General features: G+C 65.4%; 10 protein-coding genes. 7 read left to right on the top strand and 3 right to left on the bottom strand.

The features are described 5' to 3' along the window. Window positions 1–738: 738 nt before the first annotated feature. Entirely contained in the window at window positions 739–2796 is a 2058-nt protein-coding gene (locus tag ACQR1L_RS21340; RefSeq protein WP_434859882.1) for a peptidoglycan DD-metalloendopeptidase family protein, read from the top strand. A gap of 98 nt (window positions 2797–2894) precedes the next feature. Here the strand turns inward: ACQR1L_RS21340 and clpB are convergent, their stop codons facing one another. After that, window positions 2895–5534 carry an ATP-dependent chaperone ClpB gene (gene clpB / locus ACQR1L_RS21335; protein ID WP_434859881.1) on the bottom strand — a complete coding sequence of 880 codons (2640 nt, stop codon included), beginning with the start codon at window positions 5532–5534 and terminating at the stop codon, window positions 2895–2897. 224 nt (window positions 5535–5758) lie between these two features. Between clpB and ACQR1L_RS21330 the strand changes: the two genes are divergently transcribed. Continuing rightward, window positions 5759–6544, top strand: coding sequence for an MOSC domain-containing protein (locus ACQR1L_RS21330; protein WP_434859880.1), 786 nt, complete (start codon window positions 5759–5761; stop codon window positions 6542–6544). Between the two features lie 332 nt (window positions 6545–6876). On the opposite strand, the gene ACQR1L_RS21325 is transcribed toward ACQR1L_RS21330, so the two are convergent. After that, window positions 6877–7527, bottom strand: coding sequence for a TIGR02594 family protein (locus ACQR1L_RS21325; RefSeq protein ID WP_434859879.1), 651 nt, complete (start codon window positions 7525–7527; stop codon window positions 6877–6879). A gap of 268 nt (window positions 7528–7795) precedes the next feature. Between ACQR1L_RS21325 and ACQR1L_RS21320 the strand changes: the two genes are divergently transcribed. Beyond that, a complete protein-coding gene (locus ACQR1L_RS21320) occupies window positions 7796–8659 on the top strand; it encodes an alpha/beta fold hydrolase (protein ID WP_434859878.1) in 864 nt (287 codons plus the stop codon). Next, window positions 8660–9067 carry a hypothetical protein gene (locus ACQR1L_RS21315; RefSeq protein WP_434859877.1) on the top strand — a complete coding sequence of 136 codons (408 nt, stop codon included), beginning with the start codon at window positions 8660–8662 and terminating at the stop codon, window positions 9065–9067. Window positions 9068–9277: 210 nt separating this feature from the next. On the opposite strand, the gene ACQR1L_RS21310 is transcribed toward ACQR1L_RS21315, so the two are convergent. Continuing rightward, window positions 9278–9697, bottom strand: coding sequence for a secondary thiamine-phosphate synthase enzyme YjbQ (locus ACQR1L_RS21310; RefSeq protein ID WP_434859876.1), 420 nt, complete (start codon window positions 9695–9697; stop codon window positions 9278–9280). Window positions 9698–10087: 390 nt separating this feature from the next. Between ACQR1L_RS21310 and ACQR1L_RS21305 the strand changes: the two genes are divergently transcribed. From ACQR1L_RS21305 to ACQR1L_RS21295, 3 genes are all read left to right on the top strand, one after another. After that, window positions 10088–10819: an AfsR/SARP family transcriptional regulator gene (locus ACQR1L_RS21305; RefSeq protein ID WP_434859875.1), complete on the top strand. Its 732-nt coding sequence runs from the start codon at window positions 10088–10090 to the stop codon at window positions 10817–10819. Between the two features lie 178 nt (window positions 10820–10997). Then, window positions 10998–12125 carry a hypothetical protein gene (locus tag ACQR1L_RS21300; RefSeq protein ID WP_434859874.1) on the top strand — a complete coding sequence of 376 codons (1128 nt, stop codon included), beginning with the start codon at window positions 10998–11000 and terminating at the stop codon, window positions 12123–12125. Window positions 12126–12238: 113 nt separating this feature from the next. Continuing rightward, window positions 12239–12469, top strand: a complete 231-nt coding sequence (locus ACQR1L_RS21295) for a hypothetical protein (protein ID WP_434859873.1) — start codon at window positions 12239–12241, stop codon at window positions 12467–12469. The last annotated feature ends 60 nt before the right edge of the window (window positions 12470–12529 follow it).

Raw genomic sequence — 12529 nt, 5'->3', positions numbered from 1 at the left:
AAGACCATGGTGTTACCTTTGAAACATTGTCCGCCGAAGTCTTCTCGTCCGATCTCAGAACCAAAAGCCGAAGCCCTCAATCCCGAGACCCGCAAGGACTCCGCCGTCCACGTTTCTCTTTCTTCATCTTCACTTGTCAAACAGCCCGGGACCTCAGTCCCACCCTCTCTTGGAGGGGTTCCGCAACCTTATTCGACGGCGATGGGCAACCGGGTTCTACCGGTTGTGCACCACTCAACGAAGTGAGGAGCAGTATTGGCGCGAATGCTCGCCTCGGTGTGTCCCGAAGCGGCGCCGCGCTCAGTGATCGGGTGTATAGGGGGAGCCGATCGGGGTGTCAACGACCAATTTCATGAAATCGTCGCATCGGGTGATTTTTTTCCGTAGCCACCCGGATGCCCGATTTCTTGCGGACATCGTGCCCCACTTGGGCCACAATCCTGCGACGATTTGTTAAGCATCGACCTGAGCTGATTTGGCTCCAGCGGGGAGCGCCATCGGCTCACGGATGATCCAGATCAAGGAATTGGCGAGCCCTTCGCCCGATTCAGACGACCGAGACGACATCGAGAGATCCTGAAGAACAACAGCGGTTGGCGGTTTGCAGGGTTCGACACCCAAGAGCCTCGAACCGTCAGAGACGCGCCATCATTCCGAGCCGTTTGTCTTAGACGCTAACGCTACGCCAACCGGCAGCTGAGTGATCTCGGTGCTGACTTTGAACTTGGGGGACTGAGGTTGAACCATCGGACGTCACGCGGGGGGTATGGACGCGAGGTCGGCATGATCGATCTCGGTCATGAGCCGCCGCTATCGGTCGATGGCTCCGAAGCCGCGGTGATCGATCGCCGTCGCGTCTCCGTCCAATGGTTTTCCGGCACGATTCTGACGGGTCTGTGCGGCGCGGCTCTCATCGGCGGCGCCGTTTTTGCGTCGCTCGACGGCGAGATGACCTTCGCGCGCATGCCCGAGCGGGTGGAGAGCGCGTTGCGCGGCGCGTTCGGCGCCAATGATCGCGTCGCCACCCTGCGCAAGAGCGATCGCCTGCCGCCGCCGAGCGAAGCGGCCGCCGCCCGCAACGTCGTGCGTATCTCCACCGTGACCCGCGCGGGGACGCGCGAGGTGATCCGGGTCCGTCCCTATGTACGGATCTCCGGCAACCTCTCGATGACCACGAGCGATCTGTCGGCGAAGATTCCTCCGTTCAACGCGCAGCGCCTGCTCAGCGACACCGACAACGACAAGACCGGCTCCGGCGAGGATCCCAACAATCCCGAGGCGGTCGAGCCCGACGCCGAAGTGTCATTCGTCACCAAGGACCTCGCGACCGTGCTGCCGAAGGCCAAGATCGCGGCCTCGGTGGCGCTCGACGAGATCGTCATGCGCGTGCGCGATGCGGCCAACTGGCGCGGCAACACCGGCGGCGTCCGCTATGCCTCGCTCGCCAACGCCGCGGCCGATGTCTCCGGCGCCGTGCAGGGCGGCGATATCAAGCTGTCCTACGCCAGCGACGGCAGCGCGCCGGACCCCTATGCCGGGTTCGAGACGCGGGTGGTTCCGGAAAACGTGACCCTGCTGCCCAAGACCAAGGACCAGATCACCGGCGGCAATCCGCTCGGCGAGCGCGTCCATCTGGTGAAAAAGGGCGATACGGTCGCGACGATTCTGCGCGACCAGGGCGCCACGCCCGACGAGGCCAAGGCGATCGCCGCTCAGCTCGGCGCCCGCGGCCGTGACGGCGGGCTGAAGGAAGGCGAGAAGCTGCGCATCCTGATGGCGCCGACCAGCCCTGCCCCCGGCGCCCGCCTGCAGCCGGTCCGCGTCGTCGTCGCCAACGACACCATGATCGAAGCCGTCGCGGCGCTGTCCGACCTCGGCCGCTACGTCGCCGTCGACGTGCAGAGCATGAATACGGTCACCGAGACCGCCGACAATACCAATGACGACGAGGATGACGGCACCGGCGTCCGCCTCTACCAGAGCATCTACGAGACGGCGATGCGCAATAAGGTGCCGGCGCCAGTCATCGAGGACATGATCCGGATCTATTCCTACGACGTCGACTTCCAGCGCAAGGTGCAGCCGGGCGACTCGTTCGACGTGTTCTATGCGGGCGACGACGACGACAAGCCGGGCAACAACGACAAGACCGAGGTGCTGTTCGCCTCGCTCACGGTCGGCGGCGAGACCAAGAAATACTACCGGTTCCAGACGCCCGACGACAGCGTCGTCGACTATTACGACGAGACCGGCAAGAGCGCGAAGAAGTTCCTGGTCCGCAAGCCCGTCAACAACGCGATCATGCGCTCCGGCTTCGGCGGCCGCCGCCACCCGATCCTCGGCTATGTGAAGATGCACACCGGCGTCGACTGGGCCACCGCCTACGGCACGCCGATTTTCGCCTCCGGCAACGGCGTGCTCGAGAAGGTCGGCACCGAAGGCGGCTACGGCAAGTATATCCGCATCAAGCACAACAACGGCTACGAGACGGCCTACGGCCATCTGTCCGCGTTCGCCAAGGGCATGGAGCCCGGCAAGCGCGTGCGCCAGGGCCAGGTGATCGGCTTCGTCGGCTCGACCGGCATGTCGACCGGCCCGCACGTGCACTACGAAATCCTGGTCAACGGCCGCTTCGTCGACCCGATGCGCGTGAAGCTGCCGCGCGGCCGCTCGCTCGAGGGCCAGATCATGGCCTCCTTCGAAAAGGAGCGCGACCGCGTCGACCAGATGATGACCACCCGCGGCGCCGGCGCCTCGCGCATCTCCGATGCCGGACCGATCCAGGTCAACCGGTAGCCTCGCTCCCCGGTCGGCCCCGAACGCAAACGGCCCGCGCTGAGCGCGGGCCGTTGCCGTTTCAATGCTGGCCGTCTGAGTGCGGCCGATCGCCGGGCTCAGTTCAGCTTGCGCTTCGGGATCGGAGCCTCGAACGTCGCGATCTCCGCGGTGCGATGCGCGCGGCCGTTGAAGGTCAGCACATTGCCTTCCGAGGAGATGGCGACCTTGTCGCCATCCTTGATGTCGCCGGCGAGAATCATCTCGGCGAGCGGATCCTGCACGCTGCGCTGGATCACCCGCTTCAGCGGACGCGCGCCATAGGCCGGATCCCAGCCCTTGGCGGCGAGCCAGTCGCGGGCATCATCGTCCAGCGACAGCGTGATCTTGCGATCCTCCAAGAGCTTCTGGAGACGAGCGAACTGGATCTCGACGATCCGGCCCATCTCGCTCTTCTGCAAGCGGTGGAACAGGATGATCTCGTCGACGCGGTTGAGGAACTCGGGCCGGAAATGCCCGCGCACCGTGCCCATCACCAGTTCGCGCACCTCAGACGTATCCTCGCCCTCCGGCTGATTGACCAGGAACTCGGAGCCGAGATTCGAGGTCATGATGATCAGCGTGTTGCGGAAGTCGACGGTGCGGCCCTGACCATCGGTCAGGCGGCCGTCGTCGAGCACCTGCAAGAGCACGTTGAACACATCCGGATGCGCCTTCTCGATCTCGTCGAACAGCACGACCTGATACGGCCGGCGCCGCACGGCCTCGGTCAGCGCCCCGCCCTCGTCATAGCCGACATAGCCGGGAGGCGCACCGATCAGCCGCGACACCGAGTGCTTCTCCATGTACTCGGACATGTCGAGGCGAACCATCGCGGTCTCGTCGTCGAACAGATAGCCGGCGAGCGCTTTCGTCAGCTCGGTCTTGCCGACGCCGGTCGGGCCTAGGAACATGAACGAGCCCATCGGCCGGTGCGGGTCCTGCAGGCCGGCGCGCGAGCGACGGACGGCGGTCGCGACCGCATGCACGGCCTCAAACTGACCGATGACCCTCTTGCCGAGGCTCTCCTCCATCCGCAGCAGCTTGTCCTTCTCGCCCTCGAGCATCTTGTCGACGGGAACGCCGGTCCAGCGCGAGACCACCTGCGCGATGTGGTTGGCGGTGACCGCCTCCTCCATCATCTCGCCGGCATTCTCCTTGGCCTCGATGTCGGCCAGCCGCTTCTCCAGCTCGGGGATGCGGCCATAGGCCAGCTCGCCCGCCTTCTGGTACTCGCCGCGGCGCTGCGCATTGGCGAGCTCGATGCGAAGCGCGTCCAGCTCGCTCTTGAGCTTCTGCGCGTTCGACAGCTTGTCCTTCTCGGCGCTCCACTTCGCGGTCAGCGACGCCGACTTCTCCTCGAGATCGGCAAGCTCCTTCTCCAGCGCCTGCAGCCTCGTCTTGGAGCCGAGATCGCTCTCCTTCTTCAAGGCCTCCTGCTCGATCTTGAGCCGGATGATCTCGCGGTCGAGCGAGTCGAGCTCCTCGGGCTTCGAGTCGACCTGCATCTTCAGCCGCGCCGCCGCCTCGTCCATCAGGTCGATGGCCTTGTCGGGGAGGAAGCGGTCGGTGATGTAGCGGTTCGACAGCGTGGCGGAGGCCACCAGCGCGGAGTCGGTGATGCGCACGCCGTGATGCTGCTCGTATTTGTCCTTCAGCCCGCGCAGGATCGAGATCGTGTCCTCGACCGTGGGCTCGGTGACGTAGACGGGCTGGAACCGGCGGGCGAGCGCGGCGTCCTTCTCGACATGCTTCTGGTACTCGTCGAGCGTGGTCGCGCCGATGCAGTGCAGCTCGCCGCGGGCGAGCGCAGGCTTCAGCAGGTTCGACGCATCCATCGCGCCATCGGCCTTGCCGGCGCCGATCAGGGTGTGCATCTCGTCGATGAACAGCACGAAGGTGCCTTCAGCGGCCGTGACCTCCTGCAGCACGGCCTTCAGCCGCTCCTCGAACTCGCCGCGATATTTGGCGCCGGCGATCAGCGCGCCGAGATCGAGCGACAGCAGCCGCTTGTCCTTCAGGCTCTCCGGCACGTCGCCATTGACGATGCGCAGGGCGAGGCCCTCGACGATCGCGGTCTTGCCGACGCCGGGCTCGCCGATCAGCACGGGATTGTTCTTGGTGCGCCGTGATAGCACTTGAATCGTACGCCGGATCTCCTCGTCGCGGCCGATCACCGGATCGAGCTTGCCGTCGCGCGCCGCCTGGGTCAGGTCGCGGGCATATTTCTTCAGCGCATCATAGGCGTTCTCGGCAGTCGCCGAGTCGGCCGTGCGCCCCTTGCGCAAGCTCTCGATCGCCGCGTTGAGATTCTGCGCGGTGACGCCGCCCTTGGCGAGAATGCTTCCGGTCTCGCTGTTCTTGTCGAGCGCGAGCCCGAGCAGCAGCCGCTCCACCGTGACGAAGCTGTCGCCGGCTTTCTCGGCCGCCTTCTCCGCCGCGTCGAAGGCGCGCGCCAGTTCGGGCGACAGATAGATCTGCCCGGCGCCGCTGCCCGACACTTTCGGCATCTTGCCGAGCGCGTCTTCGGTCGCTTTCAGGATCGCGCGCGAATTGCCGCCGGCCCGATCGATCAGACCGCCTGCGAGGCCTTCGCCATCGTCGAGCAGGACTTTCAGGAGATGCAGCGGCGAGAACTGCTGGTGTCCGTCGCGCACCGCCAGCGACTGCGCCGATTGAATGAAGCCCCGCGCGCGCTCGGTATATTTGTCGATATTCATGATGTTTCCCTCAGCCTGCTGTGACGCCCCGAAGGCACGGTTCCAGCATCTTCATTGGGTTTCGATGGGCACACGTTGACGTCCGTCAACGCCGCAACCCGTGACGTCGCCGGCCTGTGGCCCGGCTTGACACGAAATGTGGGAAGGCCTGCTGAAAACGGAAGAGGTCGTTTCACAAATTCGTGTGCCCTGGCCGGCAGGTAAGGAATCTCCTATGAGGCGGCATGACCCAGATCCCTTCCGCGCGCATCACCGGCCTGTACCGCTACCCGGTCAAGGGCCTTACCCCGGAACCGCTCCAGGCGGCGCCCTTGCGGGTCGGCGAGACCCTGCCGGCCGACCGGCGCTACGCGCTGGAGAACGGCCCGACCGGCTTCGATCCGGCGGCGCCGGTGTGGAAGCCGAAGACGGCCTATCTGATGCTGATGCGGAACGAGCGCCTGGCGGGGTTCAAGACCCATTTCGAGGACGCGACCAACATCCTCACCATCCGCAAGGACGGCGCGATCGTCGCGCAAGCCGATCTCGAAAGCGCCGAAGGACGGGCCGCCATCGAGGCGTTCTTCGCGCGCGAGTTCGCCGATGAGCTGCGCGGCCCGGCCAGGCTGCTGTCCGGCGGCGGCTACGCCTTCACCGATCTGGCGCGCAAGGTCGTCTCGATCATCAACCTCGCCTCCGTCACCGAGATCGAAAAGCTGGTCAGCGCGACCGTGCATCCGCTGCGCTTCCGCGCCAACATCTACGTCACCGGCTGGCCGGCCTGGCACGAGGCCACGCTGCTCGGCGAGACCCTGCGGATCGGTTCGGCGCGGCTGAAGGTGGTCAAGACCACCACCCGCTGCGCCGCCGTCAACGTCGATCCCGACACCGCCGCGCGCGACCTCGACATCCCGCCCGCGCTGATGCAGGCCCGCGGCAACAACGAATGCGGCATCTACGCCGAGGTCATCGAAGCCGGCGACATCGCGGTCGGCGATGAGCTCGCGGTCGAGCAGCCGCGGCTGGTGTGAGTTCAGATTTTTCCGCGCGTCATTGCGAGGAGCCGCAGGCGACGAAGCAATCCAGAATCGTGGGCGGCACTCTGGATTGCTTCGCTTCGCTCGCAATGACGACATTGCCGAATCGTTGGACCCGATATCTCACCACGCCGACAGTGCGCCCCCTCTCCCGCTTGCGGGGGAGGGCTGGGGTGGGGGCGCCCCACGGGAAGTCGTCGCGGGGAGAGAGAGGCCCCCAGCCGCATCGCATCTTCGATGCGATACGACCTCCCCCGCACGCGGGGGAGGCGCTGACCGAGCAAGCCGCGACGGCGCAGCTCATCAGTCCGAGTTGAGCGAACTAATCAGTTCGGCATCACATACGCGTACACGCGGCCACGCGAGACCGCCGTCTCGCGGACGCGGTTGCCGTTGTTGCCGGAGATGACGATCGGATTGCCCTGGGCATCGACGCCCGAGACGACGCCGACGTGACCGCCGCCGCGGCGGCTCATCACGGCGATGGCGCCGACCTGCGGGCCGGAGACGCGCTGGCCATAGCTCGCGAACGAGCGCGCCATGTCCGAGCCGGTGCCGCGATGGCCGGTGCGCTCCAGCACCATGTTCATGAAGCGCGCGCACCACAGGCTGCGCCGTCCCGTCGGATTGCCGCCGCCGATGTAGCTGCGCGCCGCCGAGACGACGCTGCTGCCGCCGCCGAAACCGCCGGACATGCCCATGCCCTCGGACGCCGTTCCCGGCATCATCAGGCTGGCGTGCGCATCGGCGACGCCGGTGACCTGCATCCGCGCTACGCCGCGCTCCCAGCGCGACATCCGGGCCGTACGACGGTGATGATGTTTCGTGTAGTGATGCCCGCCATGGCTGCGGTGGGCGTGATGCCCCGAGCCGTGATGCGGACGGGCTTGAGCCGGTGTTGCAGTGGCGGCAATCACAGCCGCTCCCATGGTGAGCGCAACGACGTGAAGCGACCGGCGAAGGGTAGACACAACCATACTCGTTCCTTCTGTTACTTCCCCCGAGGACCTGACTTTGGCCCCCTGACCTGCACCCCCGTGTCCTCAGCCCGGCTCCGTTCGAGCCGCCAGCGGGGTCCGTAAAAAGTCGGGATGTGACGAAACCATGACCATGGATGGCGAAAAAGTGGCGACGAGAGGGTGATTCCGCGCTTATTGTGCGGCCAAAATCGCACCAGGACACGCTGCGTTGTCGCGCACAGCGCGATCAGTCATGATCGGGCACGCGACACGGGAGGAGCTGACGATGCCCTACGCCACGGCGAGAGACGGCGTTCGCCTGTATTTTGAAGAGGTCGGCGCCGGCACGCCGCTCATCTTCCTGCATGAGTTCGCAGCCGACCACACCAATTGGGAGCCGCAGCTGCGCTTCTTCGCGCGCCGCCACCGCTGCATCGCCTACTCTGCCCGCGGCTATACGCCCTCGGACGTGCCGGCGTCGCCCGACGTCTACAGCTACGTGCATTTCCATACCGACGCGCTGGCCGTGCTCGATCACCTCGGCCTTGACAGCGCGCACTTCGTCGGCCTGTCGATGGGCTCCTATTCGTCGCTGCAGGTGGCGCTGAACGCGCCGGATCGCATCCGCTCCATGGTGCTGGCTGGGGTCGGCTCCGGTTCGGACCTCGCGCAGCTCGACGCCTTCCGCGCGCAGTGCCGTGCCACCGCCGAGCAGTTCGAGACGCTTGGCTCAGCCGAGACCGCCAAGGTCACGCGCGAGGCCCCCGGCCGCATCCCCTTCCTGGTCAAGGACCCGCGCGGCCACGCCGACTTCTACGCCGCCCTGGCCCGCCATGACGCCAAAGGCTCGGCCAACACCATGCGCGGCTTCCAAGGCGCGAGGCCGTCGATCTACACGATGACGGACGCCATCCGCCGCGTGACCACGCCGGCCCTGATCATCTGCGGCGACGAGGACGACGCCTGCATCGAGCCGAGCCTATTCCTGAAGCGGCACCTGCCGGCGTCGGGTCTGGCGGTCTTTCCGAAGTCGGGGCATGTATTGAACCTGGAGGAGCCGGCGCTGTTCAACGAGGCCGTGGAGCGTTTCATCGCGCTGGTGGCGGCCGGGCGATGGGAGCCGCGCGATCCGCGGTCATCGGGAGCATGAATGCCGAAAATCAATTTAGCGCTCGCAGCGGCCGCTCTCATCGCAACATCGACGGTGTCGGCCAAGGCAGCCGAGCCGTCCACGATCATCGGCGCTTGTTGGGAATACAACCTCTACAAGACAGACACGAAGAACAGAGTGGAGCGCACCAGATTGGAGGCGTCCCACAAGATCTGCTTCCGGCCTGACGGTGTGGCCGACGGCCTCACCTATCACGCACACGACGCATGGGATTGGAGCGAAGAATACATGCTCAGCGGCAATGAGCTCCGCTTAGGCGGCGAGAGATTCGGCGATATCACTGCCATCGATGGGCAGAGTTTCACGATTGAGGCCGGAAGCGACCGCCGGGTTTACACGTATCTATGCCGGACAAAGTCTGAAAATGCCGCATGCGAGCCGTTCTAGTCTCGCCTGCTGTAGGTCCCCCGAGAAGCTGCGGCGTGCTGGATGCCCACCGGCGCACGCATGACAGCGGAGGCCGCGGCCGCCCTCCCTCCGTCATCGCGAGCGCAGCGAAGCGATCCAGGGGCCACACCGAAGGACCTCACGCGTAGCCCCTGGATTGCTTCGTCGCTTGCGCTCCTCGCAATGACGACCGGGTCTGATGACATCGCCCTACTCCCCGATGATCTTGATCAGCGCCCGCTTGCGCCGGCCGCCGTCGAACTCGCCGTAGAAGATCTGCTCCCACGGACCGAAGTCGAGCTTGCCTTGCGTGATCGCCACCACGACCTCGCGACCCATCACCTGCCGCTTCATATGCGCATCGGCATTGTCCTCGCCGGTGCGGTTGTGGCGATAACCGGAGACCGGCTCGTGCGGTGCGAGCTTCTCGAGCCACTGCTCGTAGTCGTGATGCAGCCCGCTCTCATCGTCATTGATGAAGACCGACGCGGTGATGTGCATGGCATTGACCAGCACCAGCCCCTCGCGCACGCCGCTCTCCTTCAAGGCCGCCTCGACATCTCCGGTGATGTTGATGAAGGCGCGCCGGCCGGGCGTCTGGAACCAGAGTTCCTTGCGGAAGGATTTCATCGCGATCGGTCCTGTCAGTTAGCCATGTCCCTCTGCGACACGGATGCGGGCGTGACGCCGGGCTGCGAAGTGTAATCCAGCTCACATCTCATACCGCGCGCGGGCGTCTATCTGTAGCCTCAATATGGTGACGTGCACACCGCAAGAACGGGCAATGCAACCGCCCGCCGCAATGCAATCAAAAATTGAACCTAGCGTGATGCAGCAAGACATAACTGCATTGCCAATCTCATTTCGACGATGACGACAATCAACATGGCGGCTCGCCATTGGGCGACCACGGTGCGAACCCGCTTGGTCCGAGAGCCGCTCATTCTTATCGCGCGAGGACGCTCGAACTTGATGGACTGAGGCCGATCGACGCGAGTCACCATTCAGAGGAGAGAGACAATGGGCCTGTTGCGTATCAATCTCTTTGGCGGTGTCGAAATCCGGCAGCTCTCCGGCGAGGAGATCGTCATCCCGAGCCGCAAGGCCGCGACGCTGCTGGGCTATCTCGCCCTCACCTCTCCGCACGGCATTTCACGCGGCAAGCTTGCGGCGCTCCTCTGGGAGGGACGCTTCGGGGACAATGCGCGCGCCAATCTGCGGCAGACGCTGCTGACCTTGCGGCGGATGCTGCCGCAATGCACTGCCGTCATCGCCACGGAACGCGACGACCTCCGCGTCCCAGCCAACGCTGTCAGCACCGACGTGCAGGAGTTCGAACACCTCCTCCGATCGGATGATCTGGAGTCGATGGCCCGCGCGGCCGAACTGTTCCGGGGAGAACTGCTCGACGGCATCAGTCCGACCTCATGCGCCTTCGAAGCCTGGCTGTCGGCCGAACGCCAGCGATTGCGAATCCAGGCGACACGGGCCATCGCCGGCCTGCTCGATGTCGGCGGCCGCGAGCACGTCGAGATCGCCACGACCTTTTCGCTGCGCGTCCTCGCCGCGGATCCGCTGCAGGAGGACGTGCACCGCACCTTGATGCGCTGCTACGCGCAACAGGGCCGCCGGGCCGATGCGCTGCGTCAGTATGACTTTTGCCGCAGCATCCTGCGCCGGCAGGTCGGCGCGGTGCCCGAGAGCGAAACCGAAAGCCTGCAGCGCGAGATCAGGCGCATGATGCGCGTGTGAAATCGTGTGCGGCCTCGCGCATCGCGCGACTGATTTTGACGGCACATTCACGCTCCGCTTGACACCTGCATCACGCCTGAACGTGCACCCTCGGTCTCGATCGACGTCGCGCATCATCGGTTCCTGAAGCGGAATCAGCGCGCCGCTCGGGCTCAAGCAACAAGCGAGGAGACACACCATGAGTGGCATGCAGCAGCAGACTGAGGATTTCAGCCAGCTCAATCCCGAAGGCATCTTCGGCTCCGTTCTCGGCAAGATCGCCGGCCAGGTGATCGGACGCGTGATCGGCGGCAAGACCGGCGGCAACATCGGCAGCGTCGCGGGCGGCATCGCTGGCGGGTTCCTTCCGTTCTCGGTCGCACCCGGCACGGAACAGCCGTCCGAGATGGAACTGCAGGGCTTCTGGAGCGTGCTGAAGAAGATCGGCCAGGGCGTCCAGACCGGGCTCAACGTCGGCCACAATCTCGGCATCTTCAGCGCCGATCCGCAGGCGGCCGCTCCGTCGCAGCCGACCGACATGGAGCTGCAGAGCTTCTGGAGCGTGCTGAAGAAGATCGCCCAGGGCGCGCAGACCGGTCTCGATGTCGGCCACAAGCTCGGCATCTTCAGCGCCGATCCGCAGGCGGCCGCTGCGGCGCAGCCGACCGACATGGAGCTGCAGGGCTTCTGGAGCGTGCTCAAGAAGATCGGACAGGGCGTCCAGACCGGCCTCAATGTCGGCCACACCCTCGGCATCTTCAGCGCCGGTCCGCAGGCGGCTCCCATCGCGCAGCCGACCGACATGGAGCTGCAGAGCTTCTGGAGCGTGCTGAAGAAGATCGGACAGGGCGTGCAGACCGGTCTCAATGTCGGCCACAACCTCGGCATCTTCAGCGCCGGCCCGCAGGCGACCGCTCCGTCGCAGCCGACGGACATGGAGCTGCAGGGCTTCTGGAGCGTGCTGAAGAAGATCGCCCAGGGTGCGCAGACCGGCCTCGATGTCGGCCACAAGCTCGGCATCTTCAGCGCCGGTCCGCAAGCCGCTCCTGCGGCACAGCCGACCGACATGGAGTTGCAGAGCTTCTGGAGCGTGCTGAAGAAGATCGGACAGGGCGTGCAGACCGGCCTCGATGTCGGCCACAGCCTCGGCATCTTCAGCGCAGGTCCGCAAGCCGCTCCCGCGGCCCAGCCGACCGACATGGAGCTGCAGGGCTTCTGGAACGTGCTGAAGAAGATGGGACAGGGCGGCTATGGCGGATACCGCCCCCCCACCTTCGGGCAGCCGCTCGGCACCTTCAGCAACGGCCAGGCCGGCACGATGCACTAGCGCGACAGATCTGAAGCAGAGGCCCACGGCATCGGCGCGTGGGAGACGAAGCGCGAAGCGGCGGGCGCACGCAACGTCCGCCCGCCGCTGACCTGACACGGAGGAAACGACACATGGCGGATCCCAACGCACCGCAGGAATTCATCGTCCAAGGCGAGCCGGTGAAGTCCGGTCAGCTCGCCGATCATCTCAGCAACGAGCCGAGCGTCAAGCGCGTCGGACAAGTCGCGCCCGATGTCGTCATCCTCTCCATGACCAAGACCCAGGCCGATCATCTTCGATCGACCTTCCGCACGATCGTGGTGGAGCCGAATGCTCCGCTGAAACCCTTTGACGCCGGCTGACAGCCGCTGCGTCACCGACGATGTGACGAGGATGAGGGAGCCCCCAAATGGCCGCACGAA

It is taken from the genome of Bradyrhizobium sp. HKCCYLR20261, from assembly GCF_051168435.1.
Taxonomy (GTDB): Bacteria; Pseudomonadota; Alphaproteobacteria; order Rhizobiales; family Xanthobacteraceae; genus Bradyrhizobium.
This window is presented reverse-complemented; position numbering and strand designations above follow the sequence as displayed.